Raw genomic sequence first — 23,322 nt, 5'->3', positions numbered from 1 at the left:
CAATCGGGGGCAAGCCCCCTCACACATTGAATCTTCCCTGTATCAAAAAATGTGTTTAACCCAACCCGCAGGCGTTATGACTTTAATCCTAGGTATCGACCCCGGTTCGCGCATCACCGGTTTTGGCGTGGTGCAGCAGACTCCGCGTGGCTGCGTCTACGTTGCGTCGGGTTGTATTCGTACCGGTTCGGGGGAGTTGGCCGAGCGCTTGCAGATCGTCTATCGCGGCGTGCGTGAAGTGATCCAGACCTACGGGCCGGTGACCATGGGTATTGAAAAAGTGTTTATGGCCAAGAACGCCGACTCGGCGCTCAAACTCGGCCAGGCCCGTGGTGCGGCCATTGTTGCTGGCGCGGAGGAGGGCATGGAGATCGCCGAATACACCGCGACCCAAGTCAAGCAGGCTGTGGTCGGTACTGGTGGTGCCAATAAAGAGCAGGTGCAGATGATGGTCATGCACATGCTCAAACTCACGGCTAAACCGCAAATCGACGCCTCCGACGCCCTGGCCATTGCCATCTGCCATGCGCACACCCGTTCCAGCCTGCTGCCTCATGGCCTGGGTACGGCACGCAGTCGTGGCGGTCGCCTGCGTCTCTGATAGCATCAGCGCAATCGTGATTTCCGGTCAGGCTTTGATCTGACCCTAAGTGTTAAGGATCTGTACCGTGATTGGACGTTTGCGCGGCACCCTGGCTGAAAAACAGCCGCCGCACCTTATTTTGGATGTCAACGGGCTGGGCTATGAGCTGGAAGTGCCCATGACCACTCTGTATCGCCTGCCGTCGGTCGGCGAGCCGCTCACGCTGCATACCCATCTGGTGGTGCGCGAAGACGCGCAATTGCTCTATGGTTTCATTGGCAAGCGCGACCGTGACTTCTTCCGCGAACTGATCCGCCTCAATGGCGTGGGACCGAAACTGGCGCTGGCCTTGATGTCGAGCCTGGAGGTGGATGAACTGGTGCGTGCCGTCTCGGCGCAGGACACCTCGGCCCTGACCAAGGTGCCAGGCGTCGGCAAAAAGACCGCCGAGCGCTTGCTGGTGGAACTCAAGGACCGCTTCAAAGCCTGGGAAGTGGTGCCGAGCATGTTTGCCTTGGTGCCGAACCAGCCTGATATGCCGGCGTCCCAGGTTGCCAGCGCCGAAAGCGATGCAGTCAGCGCGTTGATTTCCTTGGGCTACAAACCCCAGGAAGCGAGCAAAGCGGTATCGGCCATCAAGGATAAGAACCTGAGCAGTGAAGACATGATCCGCCGCGCCCTGAAGGGAATGATTTAAGTGATTGAAGCTGATCGTCTGATCGCGGCCACCGGCCCGCGCGACCGTGAAGAAATCCAGGACCGGGCCATCCGCCCCCTGAGCCTGGCTGAATACATCGGCCAGCCCACCGTGCGCGAGCAGATGGAGCTGTTCATCCAGGCGGCGCGCGGGCGCAGTGAGTCCCTGGACCACACGTTGATCTTCGGTCCGCCGGGGCTGGGCAAGACCACCCTGGCCAACATCATTGCCCAGGAAATGGGGGTGTCGATTAAGTCCACCTCAGGTCCGGTGCTGGAACGTCCCGGTGATCTGGCAGCGTTGTTGACCAACCTAGAGCCGCACGATGTGCTGTTTATCGACGAAATCCACCGGCTTTCGCCGATTGTCGAGGAAGTACTTTACCCGGCAATGGAGGATTTCCAACTCGACATCATGATTGGCGAAGGCCCGGCGGCTCGCTCGATCAAGCTCGATTTGCCGCCGTTCACTCTGGTGGGCGCCACCACGCGAGCGGGGATGCTGACCAATCCGCTGCGAGACCGTTTTGGGATTGTTCAACGTCTGGAGTTCTATAGCACGGCGGATCTGGCCACGATCGTCAGTCGTTCGGCGAGCATCCTTGGCTTGCCGCTGGACCCTGAAGGCTCGTTTGAAATCGCGCGGCGTGCCCGGGGCACACCGCGTATCGCCAACCGTTTGCTGCGTCGTGTGCGTGACTTCGCCGAAGTGCGCGCCAAGGGGCACATTACGAAGGCGGTGGCTGACCTGGCGCTCAACCTGCTGGATGTGGACGAACATGGCTTCGATCATCAGGATCGGCGTCTACTCTTGACCATGATCGAGAAGTTCGACGGTGGCCCGGTAGGCGTGGACAGCCTGGCTGCCGCCATCAGCGAAGAGCGCCATACCATCGAGGATGTGCTTGAACCGTACCTGATCCAGCAGGGCTATATCATGCGCACGCCAAGGGGGCGGGTGGTGACGCGTCATGCTTATCTGCATTTTGGATTAAACATTCCGTCACGATTGGGCGAAATGCCCGTAGTAGACGAATTCCTCGATGCAGTGGACGATTAAAAGCGCTCGGCTCGACGATTTATTCAAGGTTTGTGCTGTCCCAGTGACTGGCGTCGTCATTCTGTCAGTGAAAATGTTTCAGAGAATGAAAAAACAGTTGCCTGGCCGGATTGGCAACCTCAGGAGTAAGCACTAGAGTATGCGCGCGCAAAACGGGGATCAGTCGTTCGCACATCGCTGTCGCGTTTATTACGAGGACACCGATGCCGGCGGCATCGTTTATTACGTCAATTACCTTAAGTTCATGGAGCGGGCTCGAACCGAGCGGCTACGGGAGCTGGGCTTTGCCCAATCCCAGCTGGCAGGGGAGGACCTGTTATTCGTCGTGCATTCCAGCGAGGCGCGTTATCACGCCCCGGCGCGACTGGATGATGAACTGCTGGTTAGCGCTGAAGTCATCGAATTGAACCGTGCCAGCCTGCGCTTCAAACAGCAGGTCAGGCGGGCAACGGATGCAACGCTGCTCTGTGAGGGGCAGTTTTTGGTGGCGTGTGTACGCACCAACAGTTTGAAACCTCGGGCCATTCCCGAAACTCTACGTGTGGCCTTTGCCGCCGTGAGCGGCGCGGGTAAACAATCAAAGCAGGAGATTTAGCGTGGAACCTACCGTCGTCGACCATTCCTCCATGTGGAGCCTGGTCAGCAATGCCAGTGTTGTGGTTCAACTGGTCATGCTGACCCTGGTAGCCGCATCGGTTACCTCTTGGGTCATGATTTTTCAGCGCAGCAACCTGCTGCGTGCCGGTCGACGTGCCCTGGAGAGCTTTGAAGAGCGCTTCTGGTCGGGTATCGACCTGTCCAAGCTCTATCGCCAGGCCGGCAGCAATCCGGACCCGGATTCGGGTGTGGAGCAGATCTTCCGTGCCGGCTTCAAGGAATTCTCCCGCCTGCGCCAGCAGCCTGGTGTAGACCCGGAAGCGGTGATGGAAGGCGTGGCCCGCGCCATGCGCGTCGCCATTTCCCGCGAAGAAGAGAAGCTTGAGCAGAGCCTGCCTTTTCTTGCCACCGTTGGCTCCGTCAGCCCGTATATCGGCCTGTTCGGTACGGTGTGGGGGATCATGAACTCCTTCCGTGGTCTGGCCCAGGCTCAGCAAGCGACCCTGGCCACCGTGGCTCCCGGTATCGCCGAAGCCCTGATCGCCACTGCGATCGGTCTGTTTGCCGCCATCCCTGCGGTGATCGCCTATAACCGCTTTGCCGCACGCGGCGAGAACCTGATTGGCCGTTACTACACCTTCGCCGATGAATTCCAGGCGATCCTGCACCGTAAAGTGCACACCAGCGAAGAATAAGCAGGTACCTCCCGATGGCTTTAATCACTCGAGCTCGAACCAAGCGCAAGCCGGTCGCCGAGATGAACGTAGTGCCTTACATCGACGTGATGCTGGTGCTGCTGGTGATCTTCATGGTGACCGCGCCGATGCTCAACCAGGGTGTGAAGGTTGATCTGCCCAAGGTTTCCAGCGAAGCCTTGCCGCAAGACAACAACACTCAGGTGCTGACCATTTCGATCAAGTCCGACAAGACCTATTACTGGAACCTTGGCAGCGAAGTCGACACTCAGAAGCAACAGGACAAGGCCCTGACGTTGCCGGCGATGACCGATGCGGTGACCAAGATCATTCGCGCCGGTAACGAAGGTGGCAAGCACACCCAAGTATTCATCCGCGGTGACAAAGCAGTCGACTATGGCTCCGTCATGGGTGCCATGGGCGGGCTGCAGAAGGCCGGCGTCGGTAATGTTGGCTTGATTACCGAGGCGCCCTGATGCACCAACAGCGAGAGCCGTCCGCCTCGGAAAGCTACTTCTGGCCTAGCGTTTGGGCGATTGCCCTGCATGTGCTGGTGTTTGGCATGTTGTTCGTCAGCTTCGCCATGACCCCGGACCTGCCGCCAGCCAAGCCGATCGTGCAGGCGACCCTGTATCAGCTGAAATCGAAAAGTCAGGCCACTACCCAGACCAATCAGAAGATTGCGGGTGAGGCTCAGAAGTCGGCTGCGCGCCAGACTGAAGTCGAGCAGATGGAACAGAAGAAGGTCGAGCAGGAAGCGGTGAAGGCTGCTGCGGAACAAAAGAAAGAAGAGGCGGCTCAAAAGGCCGAGGAATCGAAAAAGGCTGACGAAGCCAAGAAGGCCGACGAGGCGAAAAAGGCTGATGAAGCCAAGAAAGCCGAGAAAGCTGCCGAAGCTAAAAAGGTTGAAGAGAAACAATTGGCTGATATAGCCAAGAAGAAATCTGAAGAAGAAGCCAAAAAAGCTGCCGAAGAAGAGGCCAAGAAAAAGGCCGCTGAGGAAGCTAAGAAGAAGATAGTCGAGGACGCGAAGAAGAAAGCCGCCGAAGACGCCAAGAAAAAAGCTGAAGCAGACGAGGCGAAGAAGAAAGTCGCCGACGACGCGAAGAAGAAAGCTGCCGCTGATGCCCAGAAGAAGAAGGCTCAGGAAGCAGCGCGCAAATCCGCCGAAGAGAAAAAGGCCCAGGCCTTGGCAGATTTGCTCTCCGACACGCCGCAGCGTCAGCAAGCCTTGGCCGATGAGCGTGGCGATGAAGTCGCGGGCAGTTTCGACGACCTGATTCGGGCGCGGGCGGCGGAAGGCTGGACACGTCCACCTTCGGCACGCAAAGGCATGACAGTAGTGCTGCAGATCGGCATGTTGCCGGACGGTACGGTGACTTCGGTCAGCGTAGCCAAGTCCAGTGGTGACGGTTCGTTCGACAGTTCGGCGGTTGCCGCGGTCAAGAACATTGGCCGGTTGACCGAGATGCAGGGAATGAAACCAAGCGACTTCGCTCCCTATCGTTCATTCAAGATGACATTCACACCTGAGGATCTAGCCTTGTGAGAAACCTTCTTCGAGGAATGCTTGTCGTTATTTGCTGTATGGCAGGGATAGCGACGGCGGATGAAAAGAACATCCTGGTTACCAGCGGTAGCGATCGGGCCACTCCGATCGCGGTAGTGCCGTTCGGTTGGCAAGGCGGCAGTGTATTGCCGGACGACATGGCACAGATCGTCAGTGACGACCTGCGCAACTCCGGTTATTACGCGCCAATTCCAAAAGGCAACATGATCAGCCAGCCAAACCAGGCCAGCGAAGTCGTGTTCCGTGACTGGAAAGCCGTTGGCGCCCAGTACCTGATGGTCGGCAACATTGTGCCGGCTGGCGGCCGCTTGCAAATCACCTACGCGTTGTTCAACGTGGCCACCGAGCAGCAGGTCCTGACCGGCAGCGTGTCGGGCACCACCGAACAATTGCGTGACATGGCCCACTACATTTCGGACCAGTCGTTTGAAAAGCTCACCGGCATCAAAGGTGCTTTCTCTACGCGTCTGCTCTATGTAACGGCTGAACGCTTCTCGGTAGATAACACTCGCTACACCCTGCAACGTTCGGACTACGACGGTGCGCGGGCAGTGACCTTGCTGCAATCGCGCGAGCCGATCCTGTCGCCGCGCTTTGCACCGGACGGCAAGCGTATTGCCTATGTGTCCTTCGAACAGAAGCGCCCACGTATCTTTGTGCAGCATATCGATACCGGTCGCCGTGAGCAGATCACCAACTTCGAAGGCCTTAACGGCGCGCCTGCCTGGTCACCGGATGGCTCGCGCCTGGCGTTTGTGCTGTCTAAAGATGGCAATCCGGATATCTACGTGATGAACATGGCTTCGCGTCAGATCACCCGTGTTACCAGCGGCCCGGGCATCAATACCGAACCGTTCTGGGGCAAGGATGGCTCGACCATCTACTTCACTTCCGACCGTGGCGGTAAGCCACAAATCTACAAGTCCAGTATTGGCGGTGGCGGTGCGGAACGAGTGACCTTTATCGGTAACTACAACGCCAACCCTAAACTTTCGGCTGATGAAAAGACGTTGGTGATGATTCACCGTCAGGATGGTTTCACTAATTTCCGGGTTGCGGCCCAGGATTTGCAGCGCGGAACCGTAAAAATCCTTACAGATACCAACCTTGATGAGTCAGCTACTGTTGCGCCCAACGGCACCATGGTAATCTACGCCACCCGCCAGCAGGGCCGGGGAGTCTTGATGCTCGTGTCCATTAATGGACGCGTAAGGCTCCCGCTTCCTACCGCACAAGGCGAAGTCAGAGAACCATCCTGGTCCCCTTACCTGAACTGACGCGGCGCTACAAAAAGATTTGCTTAACACACTGGGGTTCATTAGGAGTTTCACGATGGAAATGCTGAAGTTTGGTAAGTTTGCTGCTCTGGCTCTGGCTCTGTCCGTAGCCGTTGGTTGCTCGTCCAAAGGCGGCGACAATGCCGGTGAAGGCGCAGCTGTTGATCCAAACGCTGGTTATGGCGCTAACACTGGTGCAGTTGACGGCTCCCTGAGCGAAGAAGCTGCTCTGCGCGCGATCACTACTTTCTACTTCGAATACGACAGTTCGGACCTGAAGCCAGAAGCCATGCGCGCTCTGGACGTTCACGCGAAGGACCTGAAAGCTAACGGCGCTCGCGTTGTTCTGGAAGGTAACACCGACGAACGTGGTACTCGTGAGTACAACATGGCACTGGGCGAGCGTCGTGCTAAAGCCGTTCAACGCTACCTGGTCCTGCAAGGCGTTTCGCCAGCTCAGCTGGAACTGGTTTCCTACGGTAAAGAGCGTCCAGTTGCTACTGGCCACGACGAGCAGTCCTGGGCTCAAAACCGTCGCGTCGAACTGCGTAAGTAATTCGTCATGCGAACGTGCCGTCGTGCTCTAACTGTATTGGCTCTCAGCTTCGCACCGCTTGCGGTGTGGGCTGCGGTTCCTGTGGAAGATAGCAACTCTGGCTATAACAATAGCGGGAGCAGTTATCCGCCAGCGGGTTATGGCACGAACGGCGCCTATGCTGGGGGGGCGGCTACGTCCGCGCCCTCGGCACAGGGCGAACTGTTCAATCAGCTGCAACGCATGCAGGATCAACTTGCGCAGCAACAAGGCGCGATTGAAGTTCTGCAGAATCAAGTGAACCAGCTCAAGCAAGAAGGCCTGGAGCGATACCAGGATCTTGATCGACGTATAGGAGCCGGCGTTACACCTGCCGCCACTCCTGATAATTCTTCTGCCGGTGGCGCGCCAAGCGCTGCTGCCGGTGGTGCAGCAGCCGGGGCGGCCGCTAGCCAAGCCCCCGCCGCCAGCAGCGAACCGGGTGACCCAGCGAAGGAAAAGCTCTATTACGATGCTGCCTTCGACCTGATCAAAGCCAAGGACTTCGATAAAGCCAGCCAGGCTTTTACCGCATTTCTGCGCAAATACCCCAACAGCCAATATGCGGGCAACGCTCAATACTGGCTTGGCGAAGTCAACCTCGCCAAGGGTGATTTGCAAGGTGCCGGCCAGGCATTTGCCAAGGTCAGTCAGCTGTACCCCAAGCACGCCAAGGTGCCGGACTCGCTGTATAAGCTGGCTGACGTAGAGCGCCGCCTGGGTCATACCGACAAGGTCAAAGGCATTCTGCAGCAAGTAGTGGCCCAGTATCCGGGGACGTCCGCTGCCCAGTTGGCTCAACGCGACCTGCAACGCTTGTAAGCGAAGCTGCCCGTTTAGAAGAAACCCGCGCCTGGCGCGGGTTTTTTCGTTAGAATCCACGCCCTTTTATGAAACACGCTTCTTGGGGTCTACGCGTTGGCGGGGTTCCTAGAAGTGCCTGACGGAGGCGGACAGCCTGTTTAGCTGTTACGCCCGTGGCGATTATGCAAGACACATTACGTATTACCGAAGTTTTTTACTCGTTACAGGGTGAAACGCGAACCGCAGGCCTGCCTACTGTATTTGTACGGCTGACAGGTTGCCCTTTGCGTTGCCAATACTGTGACAGCGCTTACGCCTTCAGTGGCGGCACCGTGCGTACCCTCGACGATATCCTGGAGCAGGTGGCAGGTTTCAAGCCCCGTTACGTCTGCGTGACGGGCGGTGAGCCCCTGGCACAGCCCAATGCCCTCCCGTTGCTCAAGCAGCTGTGTGACGCAGGTTATGAAGTGTCTCTGGAAACCAGCGGCGCCTTGGACATCTCTGCGGTAGACCCTCGCGTGAGCCGCGTGGTCGACCTCAAGACCCCGGATTCAAAAGAGGCGCATCGCAACCGCTACGAAAATATGGATCTGCTGAGCGTCAACGATCAGGTCAAGTTCGTGATTTGTTCTCGTGATGACTACGATTGGGCAGTATCAAAGCTGATTCAGTATGGTCTTGAGCGGCGCGCAGGTGAGGTGCTGTTCTCCCCAAGCCACCATGACCTGAATGCCCGCGACCTGGCTGACTGGATAGTGGCAGACAATCTGCCGGTGCGCTTGCAGCTGCAGCTCCATAAATACCTGTGGAACGACGAGCCGGGTCGTTGAAATTCAGCTTCTCGGACTCGGCCTTGGTGGGTTGTATGGGGCTTGCAAATAGCCTTAATCACGGCGATAAGGTGTTTTTTCTGATTTATTTTAAATAAAGTGTTGAATAGTCCTTAGAAATCAGTATTATACGCGCCACCACACAGCGGGTCGTTAGCTCAGTTGGTAGAGCAGTTGGCTTTTAACCAATTGGTCGTAGGTTCGAATCCCACACGACCCACCATTTTTAGCGGTTTAGAAAATCCGGAAGGCCCACGTAAGTGAGGATTTCCGGGTTTTTTTTTGCCTGCGATTTGGGGGCGGACGGAGTCGGAAGGGTTTGAAAGACGCCTCGGGCAGTACTACAGCGATGATCCCGGAGGTTCCCATTTTTTACCCGACAGGCACCCCCGCGAATACCAGATTAGGCTTTTGAATCCATTCGATATTCTGTAGCCTTGCCCAGCTTCTGTTTCACCCGTGCTTGATGAACACAATCACTTCGTCCGGCGGTGCCCGAAGGGCTCCAGAGCCGGTGGTACACTCGACTTTCGCGCTTCTGCGCCTGCAGGTCTTGCGAACATGACGCACATTTCCGAACGCTTACTGGTTCAAGCCCATCTCGACGCCAAGCAGCCTAAGGCTCTCAGCGCCGAGGAAGAGGCGAGCCTGCGTACCGCCATCGCCGCTGAGCTCAAAGCTCAAGACGCGGTGCTGGTAGCCCACTTTTATTGCGATCCGGTGATTCAGGCCCTGGCCGAAGAGACCGGTGGCTGTGTCTCCGACTCCCTGGAAATGGCTCGCTTCGGCGCCGCGCACCCGGCCAAGACCGTGCTGGTTGCCGGCGTGCGTTTCATGGGGGAGACGGCCAAGATCCTTACACCTGAAAAACGCATTCTCATGCCTACGCTTGAAGCGACCTGCTCTTTGGACCTGGGCTGCCCGGTAGATGAGTTTTCGGCGTTTTGCGATCAGCATCCCGAGCGTACCGTGGTGGTGTACGCCAATACCTCGGCTGCGGTAAAAGCGCGGGCTGATTGGGTGGTGACGTCCAGCTGTGCGCTGGAAATTGTCGAGAGTCTGATGGACAACGGCGAAACCATCATCTGGGGCCCGGATAAACACCTGGGCACCTACATCCAGCGCCAGACCGGCGCCGACATGCTGCTGTGGGACGGTGCCTGCATCGTCCATGAAGAGTTCAAGTCCAAGCAGCTGGAAGATATGAAGGCGCTGTACCCGGATGCAGCCATCCTAGTGCACCCGGAGTCTCCCACGTCGGTGATCGAGCTGGCCGATGCGGTGGGCTCCACCAGCCAACTGATTGCCGCAGCGCAGCGTTTGCCGAACAAGACTTTCATCGTGGCGACCGACCGCGGGATCTTCTACAAGATGCAGCAGCTATGCCCGGACAAGGTCTTCGTAGAAGCGCCTACGGCCGGCAACGGTGCGGCATGTCGCAGTTGCGCACACTGCCCGTGGATGGCCATGAATACGCTGGAGCGCACGCTGCAGTGCCTGCGTGAGGGCAGCAACGAGATCTTCGTCGAACCCTCAGTGATTCCACAGGCTGTGAGACCGCTTAAGCGCATGCTGGATTTTACTCAGGCTGCGCGCCTGAAGCTGGCCGGTAACGCATAGTCGAGTGCGGTAAAAAACGTGGGAGGGTATGGCCCTCCCACATTTTGATCTGTACCAGGCACGGGGTTATTTTTTCTGCTTCGGAATCCGCACCAACTGCGTATCCGAGTAGATGTCATGCCAGCTGCGTTTCTGCTTGTCGAACAGCGACCAGAGAAACCCCAGCCCCACGCACAACCACGACGCAATTGACACCACAAAGCGCAGCAGCGCTTGCCACAGGCTGATCCGCGAGCCGTCGGCGTTCTGCACGCGTACGCCCCACACCTGCATGCCCAGGGTCTGACCGGAATGGGTCCAGAACTTGGCGAAGAACCCAAACAGTACAAACAATAGAATCGTCGACAGCAGTGGGTCGCCATCCAAGGCGCCCGATTCGGTCAACGTGCGCATCCTGGCTTCGCCCATGAACGCGATCCAGATCAGTTTGTAAATAAACGCGGTGACGATCATCAGGGCGGTGCACAACAGGAAGTCATAGAACATCGCTGCCAAACGACGACCCAGGCCAACGGCGGGAAATTCGCCTTGGGGGCTCAGCAGGGGTTTGGACATGGCAGGGCTCTCGGAAGGAAAAAGCCATTTTACGGAATTGCGCCCATAAAAAAGCCCCTGATGTCATATCAGGGGCTTTTTGTCGCAGAGGAATCAGCCTTCTGCTTGAACTTCGTCAGCCTGCATGCCTTTTTGGCCTTGCACCGCAACGAAGGTCACTTTCTGGCCTTCTTTCAGGCTCTTGAAGCCGTTGCCCTGAATAGCGCGGAAATGCACGAACAGATCCGGACCGCTTTCTGGAGTGATAAAACCAAACCCTTTCTCGTCGTTAAACCACTTGACGGTACCGCTCTGACGTTCAGCCATTTTCTTATTTCCTTGACGCTAAAAAATTAATGACAGCCCCTTTCACGCGAAAGAGTACTGGGCTGGGTTGCAGGAAAGTAAGAGACGTCGAACGGGTTGTAGCAAAACTACTTCAGCTACTGCCCAGGTCCAGGTTCCAAGCGACCCATGCAAACACAGTGGGCAAACTCTACGCCAACTAATACGATAAAAACAAGCCCTGCCGGACGCCCCGCATTGCGCGGGCTGATGACACTTCGTTGAATATAATGGAACTGACTTATTCGATAGTCCTAATCACTTGATATAGGCAGCCGCCAGTCATATTAACTATCGTAAATGCACTGTTTTATGGCGGTCGCGTTACAGTTTAGTGCACCTTGGCGCGACCGCGTTACTTATAGGAACAGTCAATCAGCCACGGTAGTAACGCTGTGGCACAAATGGCATTTTACTTACACGAAGTGGCACCTTTTTCCCACGCACCAACGCAGAGACTTCTGTATCCAGAGCGGTAAAGGCGCTGTCGAGGTAACCCATGGCCAGCGGGCCGCCCAGGCTTGGGCCGAAGCCGCCGCTGCAGACGCTGCCAATCACGCTGCCGTGTGCGTCGACGATCTCAGCGCCTTCACGTACTGGCGTGCGTTCCTGGGGCAGCAAGCCCACGCGCTTGCGGCTCACGCCAGTCTGTTGCTGGGTGAAGATCCGGTCCGCCCCCGGGAACCCCCCGGCGCGGGCACCGTCGGCGCGGCGTGCCTTGGAGATGGCCCATAGCAGGCTGGCCTCGATAGGCGTGGTGTCCGTGTTCATGTCATGACCGTACAGGCACAGGCCGGCTTCCAGACGCAGGGAGTCGCGGGCGCCCAGGCCGATGGGTTGTACTTCGGTTTCGGCCAGCAGGCTGCGGGCCAGGCTTTCAGCGCTGGCCGCAGGCACGGAAATCTCAAAGCCGTCCTCGCCGGTGTAGCCGGAGCGGCTGACATAGCAATCCACCCCCAGCAGGCGCACGGCGGCGAACTGCATGAAGGTCATCTTGGTCACTTCCGGCGCCAGGCGCGCCAGCACCTTCACCGCTGCCGGGCCTTGCAGCGCCAACAGGGCGCGCGCTTCGAACAGCGGCTCGATGGTGCACTGATCACCGATGTGTTGGCGCAGGTGGGCCAGGTCTTGATCCTTGCAGGCCGCATTGACCACCAGGAACAGCTCATCGTTACCCAGATTGGCCACCATCAGGTCATCGAGGATGCCGCCCTGATCGTTGGTGAACATCGCGTAGCGCTGCATGCCCACCGGCAGGTCGATGATGTCGACCGGCACCAAGGTTTCCAGGGCCTTGGCAGCATTGGCGCCACTCAGACGGATCTGACCCATATGGGACACATCGAACAACCCGGCCTGATCACGGGTGTGCAGGTGCTCCTTCATGACACCGAGCGGGTATTGCACCGGCATGTCGTAGCCGGCGAAGGGCACCATGCGCGCGCCCAGCTCGATGTGCAGGGCATGCAGCGGGGTTTTCAATAGGGTTTCGGTGGACATGTTCTGCTCCTGAAAAACGTGCTGGCGCGCCTTTAGGCGTCAGCACTCGATAATGTTGACCGCCAAACCGCCACGGGCGGTTTCCTTGTATTTGCTTTTCATATCGGCGCCGGTCTGGCGCATGGTGCGGATGACCTTATCGAGGGACACGAAGTGCTGCCCATCACCACGCAAGGCCATGCGCACAGCGTTGATCGCCTTCACCGAGCCCATTGCGTTGCGCTCGATGCAAGGCACTTGCACCAGGCCGCCAATGGGGTCGCAGGTCAGGCCGAGGTTGTGCTCCATGCCGATCTCGGCGGCGTTTTCCACTTGGGAAACGCTGCCGCCCAGCACCTCACACAGCGCGCCGGCGGCCATGGAGCAAGCCACGCCGACTTCGCCCTGGCAGCCCACCTCGGCGCCGGAGATCGACGCATTTTCCTTGTAAAGAATGCCGATGGCGGCGGCGGTGAGCAGAAAGCGCACCACGCCGTCTTCGTTCGCTCCTGGGATAAAGCGCATGTAGTAATGCAGCACCGCCGGAATGATCCCGGCCGCACCGTTGGTGGGCGCTGTGACCACGCGCCCGCCGTTGGCGTTTTCTTCGTTGACCGCCAGGGCGTACAGGTTGACCCAATCAAGCACCGACAACGGATCGCGCAACGCCGATTCCGGGTTTTTGCACAGTTGACGATGCAGGGCCGCGGCGCGGCGCTTGACCTTCAAACCACCGGGCAAAATGCCTTCGTTGCGACAGCCCGCGTCGACACAGTCCTGCATGACCTGCCAGATTTTCAGCAGGCCGGCCCGGGTTTCCGTCTCTGGACGCCATGCGCTTTCGTTGGTCAGCATCACTTGGCTGATGGACAATCCGTACGTCGCACAATGCCCAAGCAGGTCCTTGGCGCTCTTGAATGGAAAGGTCAGGGGCGTGGCGTCTTCGACAATCCGGTCAGCGCCGGCGGCACCTTCATCCACCACGAAGCCACCGCCGACTGAGTAGTACTCGCGGCTGCGGATCTGCAGGCCGGCGGCGTCGAAGGCGCGGAAGATCATGCCATTGGGATGATAGGCGAGGGGCTTGCGGATCATCGCCAGGTGTTCTTTCTCGTTGAACGCAATGCTGTGTTCGCCGAGCAGGTTCAAGCGACCGTCGCTGCGCATCTGCGCCAGGCGCGTGGCCACGGTTTCGGTGTTCACGGTGTCCGGGTGTTCGCCTTCCAGGCCCAGCAGCACGGCTTTGTCGCTGCCGTGGCCTTTGCCGGTGGCGCCGAGGGAGCCATAGAGTTCCACCTTGACGTGAGTGGTGGCGCTCAACAGCGCGTCACGCTTGAGCCCCTCGACGAATCGAGCGGCGGCGCGCATCGGGCCGACGGTATGGGAACTGGAGGGGCCGATGCCAATCTTGAACAGGTCGAACACGCTTAAAGACATGAGTGGTTCTCCGGTTTCTTGTTATAGGAGCAGCGGCAAGCTCCAAGCCACAAGCGGCAAGAAAGAGCCTCTCGGCTTTTAACTTGCAGCTTGTAGCTTGCCGCTTCCAACTGCTTTAGGCATAAAGCTCTATCGACGGGCACGCACACACCAGGTTGCGATCGCCAAACACGTTGTCGACCCGGCCCACCGGCGGCCAGTACTTGCCTTCGATCAACGACGCGACCGGGTACACCGCCTGTTCACGGCTGTACGGATGGCTCCACTCACCCACCAGTTCGGCGGCGGTGTGCGGGGCGTTTTTCAGTGGGTTGTCGTCTTTATCCAGGGTGCCGTTTTCCACCGCGCGGATTTCTTCGCGGATGGCAATCATCGCGTCGCAGAAGCGGTCCAGTTCTTCCTTGGATTCGCTCTCGGTCGGTTCGATCATCAGGGTGCCCGCCACCGGGAACGACATGGTCGGGGCATGGAAGCCGAAGTCGATCAGACGCTTGGCCACGTCATCCACGCTGATACCGCTGCTGTCCTTGAGCGGGCGCAGGTCCAGGATGCACTCGTGTGCCACCAGGCCGTTGCTGCCGGTGTACAGCACGGGGTAGTGCTCTTCGAGGCGACGGGAAATGTAGTTGGCGTTCAGGATCGCCAGTTGCGACGCGCGCTTGAGGCCCGCGCCGCCCATCATGCTGATGTACATCCAAGTGATCGGCAGGATGCTCGCGCTGCCGAATGGCGCCGCGCACACCGCGCCTTCCTTGCGCTCCATGGCCGCATGGCCCGGCAGGAAAGGCGTGAGGTGCGATTTGACACCAATCGGGCCAACACCTGGGCCGCCACCGCCGTGGGGGATGCAGAAGGTCTTGTGCAGGTTCAGGTGGGACACGTCGCCGCCGAACTTGCCCGGTGCGCACAGGCCCACCATGGCGTTCATGTTGGCGCCGTCGATGTACACCTGGCCGCCGTTGTCGTGGATGATCCCGCAGATTTCGCGGATGCCTTCTTCGAACACGCCGTGGGTGGACGGGTAGGTGATCATCAGCGCGGCCAGGTGCTCGCGGTGCTCGATCGCTTTGGCGCGCAGGTCTTCGATGTCCACGTTGCCACGGGCGTCGCAGGCGGTGACGACCACGCGCATGCCGGCCATGTTGGCGGTGGCTGGGTTGGTGCCGTGGGCGGACGAGGGGATCAGGCAGATATCGCGACGGGCTTCGCCACGGCTCTGGTGGTAAGCACGGATCGCCAGCAGCCCGGCGTATTCGCCTTGGGAACCAGCGTTCGGTTGCAAGGAGATGGCGTCATAACCGGTGGCCGCGCAGAGCATGGCTTCGAGGTCGGCGGTCAGTTGCTGGTAACCGGCGCTTTGTTCGGTTGGGGCGAACGGGTGCAGGGCGCCGAACTCGGCCCAGGTCACCGGGATCATTTCGCTGGCGGCGTTGAGCTTCATGGTGCACGAGCCCAACGGAATCATGGTGCGGTCCAGCGCCAGGTCCTTGTCGGCTAGTTTGCGCAGGTAGCGCATCAGCTCGGTTTCGGAGTGGTAACGGTTGAACACCGGGTGGCTGAGGATCGGCGACTGACGCAGCAGCGCCGCCGGCAGGCAGCTGTCGGCTTGGGCGTCGAAAGCGGGCTGGGCCTTGCCGTCGGCGAAGATCGCCCACAGGGCCTGGATATCGGCCTGGGTAGTGGTTTCATCGACCGACAGACCAACCCGCTCAGCGTCGACCACGCGCAGGTTGATGCGCTGGGCGCGGGCCTTGTCGTGCAGGGCAGCGGTGGCGGCGCCGGTGTTGAGGGTCAGGGTATCGAAGAACTGCGTTTGCTCGACCTTCAGGCCCAGCGCGCTCAGGCCTTTGGCGAGGATGGCGGTCAACTGATGAATGCGTTGGGCGATCTGCGTCAGGCCTTTGGGGCCGTGATACACCGCGTACATGCTGGCGATGTTGGCCAGCAGCACTTGGGCGGTGCAGATGTTGGACGTGGCTTTCTCGCGGCGGATGTGCTGCTCGCGGGTCTGCATGGCCAAACGCAGGGCCGGCTTGCCGAAACGGTCAACGGACACGCCCACCAGACGGCCTGGCATATCGCGCTTGAACGCATCTTTGGTGGAGAAATAGGCCGCATGCGGGCCACCGAAGCCTAGCGGCACGCCGAAGCGTTGTGCGCTGCCGATGGCCACGTCGGCGCCGAATTCACCCGGTGGGGTCAACAGGGTCAGGGCCAGCAGGTCGGCGGCCACGGCCACCAGGGCGTTGGCGGCATGGAAGCGCTCGGTGAGTTCGCGGTAGTCGAACACATCGCCATTGCTGGCCGGGTATTGCAGCAGGGCGCCGAAGAATGGGCTGAAGTCACTCAGTTCGCGCTCATCGCCCACCACCACATCGATGCCCAATGGCTCGGCACGGGTGCGCAACACGTCGAGGGTCTGCGGGTGGCTGTGGATCGAGGCGAAGAAGGCATTGCTGCCTTTGTTCTTGCTCAGGCGTTTGCAGAAAGTCATGGCTTCGGCGGCGGCGGTGGCTTCGTCGAGCAGGGAGGCGTTGGCAATCGGCAGGCCGGTGAGGTCGCTGATCAGGGTCTGGAAGTTCAACAGCGCTTCCAGGCGGCCCTGGGAAATCTCCGGCTGGTAAGGGGTGTAGGCGGTATACCAGGCCGGGTTTTCCAGGAGGTTGCGCAGGATCGGCGCCGGTGTGTGGCAGTTGTAGTAGCCCTGGCCGATGTAGGTCTTGAACAGTTGGTTCTGGCTGGCGATGGCTTTGATTCGCGCCAGCGCCTCGGCTTCGCTCAGGCCGTCTTCCAGGCCGAGCACGCTGGTGCCCTTGATGCTTTCCGGGATCACGCTGGCGCTCAGGGCTTCCAGGGAGTCAAAGCCCAGGCTGGCGAGCATGTGTTGCTCGTCTGCCTGGCGCGGGCCGATATGGCGGGCGATGAATTCGTTGGCGGTGGTGAGATTAACGGTCATGGCGTGCTCCTCAGGCTTCGGCGTTGGCTTTGATCAGGCGGTCGTACGCGTCCTGATCCAACAGCGTAGTCACTGCATGTGCATCGGCCGGTTTAAAGCGGAAGAACCAGCCATCGCCCATCGGGTCTTCGTTGACCAGCTCCGGGCTTTCGCTGAGCTTGTCGTTCACTTCGAGCACTTCACCGTCCAACGGCATGTACACGCCGCTGGCGGCTTTGACCGATTCCACGGTGGAGGCTTCGTCGCCCTTGGTGTAGGCCTGCAGCTCTGGCAGTTGCACGTAAACCACATCACCCAGTGCATTCTGTGCGAAAGCGGTGATGCCCACGGTGACGCTGCCGTCGGCTTCGGCGCGCAGCCATTCGTGATCTTCAGTAAAACGCAACTCGCTCATGCAAACTCCTCAGGGCCAGAATTCGTCTGGTGGACGGAATGGGAACAGTGGCAGTTGCTTAGCAAAATCGCGGCCAATGTTATTTAGATCATGTAAATCAATGGGTTATAAAAAATTGACGGTATGAGGTGTGCCTGAGGTGTAGCGATTTCGATACGGATAGGCTGCTGAAAAAAAGCCTATGTGGATCAAAGCCTTGCATGGCGCGTAAAAAGCAGGGTTGTAGCGATATCGTTACGCTGTAGCGCTTTCAGTACAGTGGATGTCGTTCTCAGACCAAACGTTGGCAGTGCATTCAATGTGAGAGGGGGCTTGCCCCCGATGACTACCGATCAGCCAACTAACCTGTGACTGACCCGCCGCCATCGGGGGCAAGCCCCTCCCACATTGTCTGTGTTCCATAGTCAGATCCCATGGACCTGTTCAGGGCTTGTTGGGAATACCGTACTTACGCAATCGATGGGCGATGGCCGTGTGCGAGGTGTGCAGACGGCTGGCCAGTTGGCGAGTCGAGGGGTAGCTGGTGTAGAGCTTTTCCAGCAGGTCGCGCTCGAAGTCTTCCACGGCCTGTTCCAGGCTGTCGATTTCCACGTCGCTCTGGCGCGCCACCGAGGTGCCGGCGATGTCCAGGTCGCCGATGTCCACCAGGCTGCTTTCGCAAATGGCTGCGGCACGAAAGATCACGTTCTGCAATTGGCGTACGTTGCCCGGCCAGCGGTTGCCCAGCAGCGCCGGGTAGGTGCCTGGCGCCAGGCGGCACACCGGGCGCTGGATCTGCGCGCAGGCCTGCTGCATAAAGTAGCGCGCCAGCAGCAGGATGTCCTGGCCGCGCGCGCGCAGGGGCGGCACTTCCACGTTGAGCACATTGAGGCGGTAAAACAGGTCTTCACGGAAGGTGCCTTCGCTGACCATTTTTTCCAAGTCGCGGTGGGTGGCGCTGAGGATGCGCACGTTGACCTTCACCTCACGGTCACCCCCGACCCGGCGGAAGCTGCCGTCATTGAGAAAACGCAGCAATTTGGCCTGCAGATACGGCGACATTTCGCCGATCTCATCCAGGAACACCGTGCCCTGGTTGGCCAGTTCCATCAGGCCCGGTTTGCCGCCGCGTTGGGCGCCGGTAAAGGCACCCGGTGCGTAACCGAACAGCTCGCTCTCGGCGAGGTTTTCCGGCAGCGCCGCGCAGTTCAAGGCCAGGAACGGTGCACTGGCGCGTGCGCTGATGGCGTGGCAGGCGCGGGCCACCAGCTCTTTGCCGGTGCCGGTTTCACCCTGGATCAGCAACGGAGCATCCAGCGCCGCCACCCTTTGCGCGCGGGCCTTGAGGGTGCGGATCACCGGGGACTCGCCCAGCAGCGCATCGAAGCCCTCTGCATGGTCGTGGTGCAGGGCCGACAGCTGTTCGCCGATACGGTTGGGCTGGTAGAGGGTGAGCAGAGCGCCGGCATCGGTGATCGGCGTGGCGTCGAGCAACCAGGTCTGGCCGTTCACGCTGATCTCGCGCAGCGGCAGGCGAAAGCCTTGTTCCAGCAGGGTTTCCAGCAAGGCCGGGTCATTGAATAGCGCGCTGATGCTTTCGCCGGCCGGTTCGCGGCCGTACAGCGCGATCAACGCCGGATTGGCCAGCAGGATCTTGCCCGCACTGTCCACGGCCAGCACTGGGTCGGTCATGGCGGCCAGCAGGGCATCTAATTGCAGGTGACGGCGTTGGCCAGGGAGGATGTCCACCACGGTCACCGCCTGCACGCCGTGCACGCTGAACAGGGCGTCGCGCAGTTCTTCCAGCACTTCGGCGCTCAACGTCGGTGCATCGATATAGACGTTGGGCGGCACCATCTCCACCGCATCCAGATTCAGATTGCGCCCACCCAGCAGGGCCAGGACTTCCTGGGTGATGCCGACGCGGTCGATGAAGCTGACGTGGATACGCATGGGATGGCGTTGGGTTCTGGGGTGCGGAGGGTGCCAAGTATGCCTTGCAGGCGATAGAGATCAAACTGTGAGAGGGGGCTTGCCCCCGATCACGACGTGTCAGCCAATGTATCTGTGGCTGATTCGCCGCTATCGGGGGCAAGCCCCCTCCCACAGTTTTAACGGTAGTGCGTCCGTGTGACCGGATTATGCCAGGTGTTCGGGTTTGACCGGGTCGCCCGATTTCACATCCAGCTGGTGCCGCACATCCTCGAACATCAGGTCGTACTGTTTGTGCATCGAGCCGTTCAATACCGCGACCTTGGGCATGCCGTATTTCTGCGCAATATTCATCGCATGACGGGCAAAGTCGAATGCCTGGTCCTTGGGCAGGAAGAACGTTTCCTTGAGTTCATTGCCCTGTACCGAGCCATGGATCGTGAACTGCATGCCCTTGCCTTCCTTCGGGTCCTGCTCAACCTGATAGTCGATACAGAGGTTGTAGCTGTAGTCGTCCTTGTTCAGCGCATGTCGCTCGATATGCAAGTGACCGGATTCAAAGGTGGCCATAGGCGAATCTCCTCTACTTCACAGATAGGTGATGCCAGGTGTTGCCGTGCTGATGCGTGTGCCGGCGGTGCCCTGGACGATCGCTTCGATGTCCGAGAGTGAACCGATCACGGCGGTTTTGCCAGTGCGGCGGGCGAACTCGCAGGCGGCCTGAACCTTGGGCCCCATGGAGCCAGCGGCGAAGCCGAGTTTTTCCATGTCATCGGGATGGGCCTGGCCGATGGCCTTTTGCGTGGGTTTGCCATAGTCGATGAAGGCTGCGTTGACGTCGGTGGCGATCACCAACAAGTCGGCGTCCAGTTGCGAGGCCAGCAGCGACGAGCACAGGTCTTTGTCGATCACGGCTTCAATGCCCTTGAGCTTGCCGTCTTCGCCATACATCGTTGGGATGCCGCCGCCGCCGGCGCAGATCACGATGGCGCTTTTTTCCAACAACCACTTGATCGGGCGAATTTCAAAGATGCGTTTGGGCCGTGGGCTGGCGACTACGCGGCGGTATTTATCGCCGTCCGGTGCAATCGCCCAGCCTTTTTCAGCGGCGAGTTTTTCCGCTTCGTCCTTGGAGTACACCGGGCCGATGGGCTTGGTGGGGTGCTTGAACGCCGGGTCGTTGGCGTCCACTTCCACTTGGGTGAGCAAGGTGGCGAACGGCACTTCAAAGTCCAGCAGGTTGCCTAGTTCCTGTTCGATGATGTAGCCGATCATGCCTTCGGTCTCGGCGCCCAGCACGTCCAGCGGGTAGGGCGAGACGCTGGTGTAGGCCGCCGCCTGCAATGACAACAGGCCGACCTGCGGACCATTGCCGTGGGCGATTACCAGTTCGTTGCCAGGGTGGATCTTGGCGATCTGTTCGGTGGCGATGCGGATGTTGGCGCGTTGGTTGTCCGCGGTCATGGGTTCACCACGGCGGAGCAGGGCGTTGCCGCCCAGGGCTACGACGATGCGCATAAAGAATGTCCTTCTAGAGTTCGATGATGCGAACACAGGACCAAATGTGGGAGGGGGCAAGCCCCTCCACACTTAACCCGTGTAGCCTTTAGATATCCGCCAGCGCCGATACCAGAATCGCCTTGATGGTGTGCATGCGGTTTTCCGCCTGCTCAAAGGCAATGTTGGCCGGCGACTCGAACACCTCTTCGGTCACCTCCACACCATTGGCCAGGTTCGGGTAGCGCGCGGCGATATCTTTGCCGACTTTGGTTTCGCTGTTGTGGAACGCCGGCAGGCAGTGCATGAATTTCACCCGAGGGTTGCCCGAGGCTTTCATCATCTGGGCGTTGACCTGGTACGGCAGCAGTTGCTCGATGCGCTCATCCCATGCCTCCACCGGTTCGCCCATGGATACCCAGATATCGGTGTGGATGAAGTCCACGCCTTTCACAGCTTCTTTGGGGTCTTCGGTGATGGTGATGCGAGCGCCACTTTCTTCAGCGAAAGCCTGGCACTGCTTGATGAAATCTTCATGCGGCCACAGGGCCTTCGGTGCGCCGATGCGCACATCCATGCCGAGCTTGGCGCCGATCATCAGCAACGAGTTGCCCATGTTGTAACGCGCGTCGCCCAGGTAGGCATAGCTGATGTCATGCAGCGGTTTGTCGCTGTGTTCACGCATGGTCAGGGTGTCGGCGATCATCTGGGTAGGGTGGAACTCGGCGGTGAGGCCGTTGAATACCGGCACGCCAGCGAACTTGGCCAGCTCTTCGACGATTTCCTGTTCGAAGCCACGGTACTCAATGGCGTCGAACATGCGGCCGAGCACGCGCGCGGTGTCTTTCATGCTTTCTTTGTGGCCGATCTGCGACGAGACCGGGTCGATGTAGGTGACGTGGGCGCCCTGGTCATGGGCCGCCACTTCGAACGCGCAGCGGGTACGGGTGGAGGTTTTTTCGAAAATCAGCGCAATGTTCTTGCCTTGCAGGTGCGGACGCTCGGTGCCGGTGTACTTGGCGCGCTTGAGGTCGCGGGACAGGTCCAGCAAGTAATGCAGCTCACGGGTGGTGTGGTGCATCAGCGACAGCAGACTGCGGTTGCGCATATTGAAAGCCATGATGGATCTCCTTCTGTTTAGGTTATCCCCATGGCCGACGCCTTATGAGCGGCGGCCATGGCTTGAAAATTAGTAGTCGATTGGGTCGCGGATGATCGGGCAGGTCATGCAGTGGCCGCCGCCACGGCCGCGGCCCAGTTCACCGGCGCTGATGGTGATGACTTCCACGCCGGCCTTGCGCAGCAGGGTGTTGGTGTAGGTGTTGCGGTCGTAGCCAATCACCACGCCCGGCTCCACGGCCACCACGTTGTTGCCGTCGTCCCACTGCTCGCGCTCGGCGGCGAAGCTGTTACCGCCGGTCTCGACCACGCGCAGGGCCTTGAGGTTAAGCGCCGCGGCCACGGTGTCGACGAAGTTGGTTGTTTCCCGTTGGATATCGATGCCGTGGGGCTTGCTCTCGTCGGGGCGCAGGGTGAACGGCACGATCTGGTTGACCACTTCGGGGAAAATGGTGACCAGGTCGCGGTCGCAGAAGCTGAACACAGTGTCCAGGTGCATTGCGGCGCGGGACTTCGGCAGGCCGGCCACGATCACCCGTTCCACCGCTTTGTTTTTGAACAGGTTGCGCGCCAGTTGGCCGATGGCCTGGTGGGACGAACGCTCGCCCATGCCGATCAACACCACGCCGTTGCCGATTGGCATTACGTCACCGCCTTCCAACGTGGCGGCGCCGTGTTCCTGGTCGGGGTCGCCGTACCAGATCTGGAAGTCGGCGTTGGTGAACTCGGGATGGAATTTGTAGATGGCGCTGGTCAGCAAGGTTTCCTGGCGTCGCGCCGGCCAGTACATTGGGTTGAGCGTCACGCCGCCGTAGATCCAGCAAGTGGTGTCGCGGGTGAACTGGGTGTTGGGCAGCGGCGGCAGAATGAAGCTGGAATGGCCGAGGAAGTCGCGGAACATCTCGATGGTTCGGCCGCCGAAACTGCTTGGCAGGTCATCGGCGGACACGCCGCCGATCAGGAATTCGGCGATCTTGCGCGGCTCCAGGCTGCGCAGCCAGGAATTGACCTCTTCGACCAGGCCCAGGCCGACCGTGTTGGCGGTGATTTTGCGCGACAGGATCCAGTCCAGCGCTTCGGGCATCGCGACGATATCGGTCAGCAGGTTGTGCATTTCCAGCACATCAATGTCCCGCTCGCGCATCTTGGTGACGAAATCGAAGTGGTCGCGCTTGGCCTGGGCCACCCACAGCACGTCATCGAACAGCAGTTCATCGCAGTTGTTGGGGGTCAGCCGCTGGTGGGCCAAACCTGGGGAGCACACCATGACTTTGCGCAGTTTGCCGGCTTCGGAGTGGACGCCGTACTTCACTTTTTCCGTGGTCATTTCAGATCCTCCAATGA

General features: G+C 59.5%; 23 protein-coding genes and 1 tRNA gene. 13 read left to right on the top strand and 11 right to left on the bottom strand.

Going from position 1 to position 23,322, the window contains the following annotated elements; translation table 11 throughout:
- The first annotated feature begins 76 nt into the window (after positions 1-76).
- The 13 genes from ruvC to nadA all read left to right on the top strand — a co-directional run bounded on the left by ruvC (position 77) and on the right by nadA (position 10,306).
- Positions 77-601: a crossover junction endodeoxyribonuclease RuvC gene (gene ruvC, locus ACFZPT_RS12145; RefSeq protein ID WP_034100171.1), complete on the top strand. Its 525-nt coding sequence runs from the start codon at positions 77-79 to the stop codon at positions 599-601.
- Between the two features lie 67 nt (positions 602-668).
- A complete protein-coding gene (ruvA, locus tag ACFZPT_RS12140) occupies positions 669-1,280 on the top strand; it encodes a Holliday junction branch migration protein RuvA (protein ID WP_034100169.1) in 612 nt (203 codons plus the stop codon).
- Positions 1,281-2,339, top strand: coding sequence for a Holliday junction branch migration DNA helicase RuvB (gene ruvB, locus ACFZPT_RS12135; protein ID WP_034100167.1), 1,059 nt, complete (start codon positions 1,281-1,283; stop codon positions 2,337-2,339).
- A gap of 139 nt (positions 2,340-2,478) precedes the next feature.
- Positions 2,479-2,934, top strand: coding sequence for a tol-pal system-associated acyl-CoA thioesterase (gene ybgC, locus ACFZPT_RS12130; protein ID WP_034100165.1), 456 nt, complete (start codon positions 2,479-2,481; stop codon positions 2,932-2,934).
- Position 2,935: 1 nt separating this feature from the next.
- Positions 2,936-3,631 carry a protein TolQ gene (gene tolQ / locus ACFZPT_RS12125; protein ID WP_010208111.1) on the top strand — a complete coding sequence of 232 codons (696 nt, stop codon included), beginning with the start codon at positions 2,936-2,938 and terminating at the stop codon, positions 3,629-3,631.
- Between the two features lie 23 nt (positions 3,632-3,654).
- The gene (gene tolR / locus ACFZPT_RS12120; RefSeq protein ID WP_162276712.1) at positions 3,655-4,107 is read left to right on the top strand and encodes a protein TolR; all 453 of its coding nucleotides are present in this window, start codon (positions 3,655-3,657) and stop codon (positions 4,105-4,107) included.
- Positions 4,107-5,180, top strand: coding sequence for a cell envelope integrity protein TolA (gene tolA / locus ACFZPT_RS12115; RefSeq protein WP_379555307.1), 1,074 nt, complete (start codon positions 4,107-4,109; stop codon positions 5,178-5,180). Before tolR ends, tolA begins: the two co-directional genes overlap by 1 nt.
- A 17-nt stretch (positions 5,181-5,197) precedes the next feature.
- On the top strand, positions 5,198-6,478 hold the full coding sequence (tolB, locus tag ACFZPT_RS12110; protein ID WP_034100158.1) for a Tol-Pal system beta propeller repeat protein TolB: 1,281 nt from the start codon (positions 5,198-5,200) through the stop codon (positions 6,476-6,478).
- Positions 6,479-6,533: 55 nt separating this feature from the next.
- Positions 6,534-7,034, top strand: a complete 501-nt coding sequence (gene pal, locus ACFZPT_RS12105; RefSeq protein ID WP_034100156.1) for a peptidoglycan-associated lipoprotein Pal — start codon at positions 6,534-6,536, stop codon at positions 7,032-7,034.
- A gap of 6 nt (positions 7,035-7,040) precedes the next feature.
- Positions 7,041-7,874, top strand: a complete 834-nt coding sequence (gene ybgF / locus ACFZPT_RS12100; RefSeq protein ID WP_034100154.1) for a tol-pal system protein YbgF — start codon at positions 7,041-7,043, stop codon at positions 7,872-7,874.
- Between the two features lie 164 nt (positions 7,875-8,038).
- Positions 8,039-8,686: a 7-carboxy-7-deazaguanine synthase QueE gene (gene queE, locus ACFZPT_RS12095; RefSeq protein WP_034100607.1), complete on the top strand. Its 648-nt coding sequence runs from the start codon at positions 8,039-8,041 to the stop codon at positions 8,684-8,686.
- Positions 8,687-8,833: 147 nt separating this feature from the next.
- A tRNA-Lys gene (locus ACFZPT_RS12090) sits at positions 8,834-8,909 on the top strand.
- A gap of 338 nt (positions 8,910-9,247) precedes the next feature.
- Positions 9,248-10,306, top strand: coding sequence for a quinolinate synthase NadA (gene nadA, locus ACFZPT_RS12085; RefSeq protein WP_034100151.1), 1,059 nt, complete (start codon positions 9,248-9,250; stop codon positions 10,304-10,306).
- Between the two features lie 66 nt (positions 10,307-10,372).
- Here the strand turns inward: nadA and ACFZPT_RS12080 are convergent, their stop codons facing one another.
- The 11 genes from ACFZPT_RS12080 to arcA all read right to left on the bottom strand — a co-directional run bounded on the left by ACFZPT_RS12080 (position 10,373) and on the right by arcA (position 23,305).
- Positions 10,373-10,861 carry an RDD family protein gene (locus tag ACFZPT_RS12080; RefSeq protein WP_034114976.1) on the bottom strand — a complete coding sequence of 163 codons (489 nt, stop codon included), beginning with the start codon at positions 10,859-10,861 and terminating at the stop codon, positions 10,373-10,375.
- Positions 10,862-10,954: 93 nt separating this feature from the next.
- Positions 10,955-11,167, bottom strand: coding sequence for a cold-shock protein (locus ACFZPT_RS12075; protein WP_003365337.1), 213 nt, complete (start codon positions 11,165-11,167; stop codon positions 10,955-10,957).
- Positions 11,168-11,560: 393 nt separating this feature from the next.
- On the bottom strand, positions 11,561-12,685 hold the full coding sequence (gene gcvT / locus ACFZPT_RS12070) for a glycine cleavage system aminomethyltransferase GcvT (RefSeq protein ID WP_034100146.1): 1,125 nt from the start codon (positions 12,683-12,685) through the stop codon (positions 11,561-11,563).
- A gap of 39 nt (positions 12,686-12,724) precedes the next feature.
- On the bottom strand, positions 12,725-14,101 hold the full coding sequence (locus tag ACFZPT_RS12065) for an L-serine ammonia-lyase (protein WP_379555311.1): 1,377 nt from the start codon (positions 14,099-14,101) through the stop codon (positions 12,725-12,727).
- Positions 14,102-14,216: 115 nt separating this feature from the next.
- A complete protein-coding gene (gene gcvP, locus ACFZPT_RS12060; RefSeq protein ID WP_034114975.1) occupies positions 14,217-17,057 on the bottom strand; it encodes an aminomethyl-transferring glycine dehydrogenase in 2,841 nt (946 codons plus the stop codon).
- A gap of 10 nt (positions 17,058-17,067) precedes the next feature.
- Positions 17,068-17,451 (bottom strand): glycine cleavage system protein GcvH, encoded by a 384-nt coding sequence (gene gcvH, locus ACFZPT_RS12055; RefSeq protein WP_034100140.1) that lies wholly within the window; start codon positions 17,449-17,451, stop codon positions 17,068-17,070.
- A 423-nt stretch (positions 17,452-17,874) separates the two neighbouring features.
- Positions 17,875-19,383, bottom strand: a complete 1,509-nt coding sequence (locus ACFZPT_RS12050; RefSeq protein WP_034114974.1) for a sigma-54-dependent transcriptional regulator — start codon at positions 19,381-19,383, stop codon at positions 17,875-17,877.
- A gap of 186 nt (positions 19,384-19,569) precedes the next feature.
- Entirely contained in the window at positions 19,570-19,932 is a 363-nt protein-coding gene (locus ACFZPT_RS12045; protein WP_034100136.1) for a DUF5064 family protein, read from the bottom strand.
- Positions 19,933-19,950: 18 nt separating this feature from the next.
- Positions 19,951-20,880, bottom strand: a complete 930-nt coding sequence (gene arcC, locus ACFZPT_RS12040; RefSeq protein ID WP_034100134.1) for a carbamate kinase — start codon at positions 20,878-20,880, stop codon at positions 19,951-19,953.
- An 88-nt stretch (positions 20,881-20,968) separates the two neighbouring features.
- On the bottom strand, positions 20,969-21,979 hold the full coding sequence (locus ACFZPT_RS12035; RefSeq protein WP_034100131.1) for an ornithine carbamoyltransferase: 1,011 nt from the start codon (positions 21,977-21,979) through the stop codon (positions 20,969-20,971).
- 69 nt (positions 21,980-22,048) lie between these two features.
- On the bottom strand, positions 22,049-23,305 hold the full coding sequence (gene arcA / locus ACFZPT_RS12030) for an arginine deiminase (RefSeq protein WP_034100129.1): 1,257 nt from the start codon (positions 23,303-23,305) through the stop codon (positions 22,049-22,051).
- Positions 23,306-23,322: the final 17 nt, after the last annotated feature.

The sequence above is a fragment of the Pseudomonas sp. MD330_10 genome, from assembly GCF_042610415.1.
Classification (GTDB): domain Bacteria; phylum Pseudomonadota; class Gammaproteobacteria; order Pseudomonadales; family Pseudomonadaceae; genus Aquipseudomonas; species Aquipseudomonas rhodesiae.
Note: the sequence above shows the minus strand (reverse complement) of the source record. Positions and strands in the feature narration are given on the sequence as shown.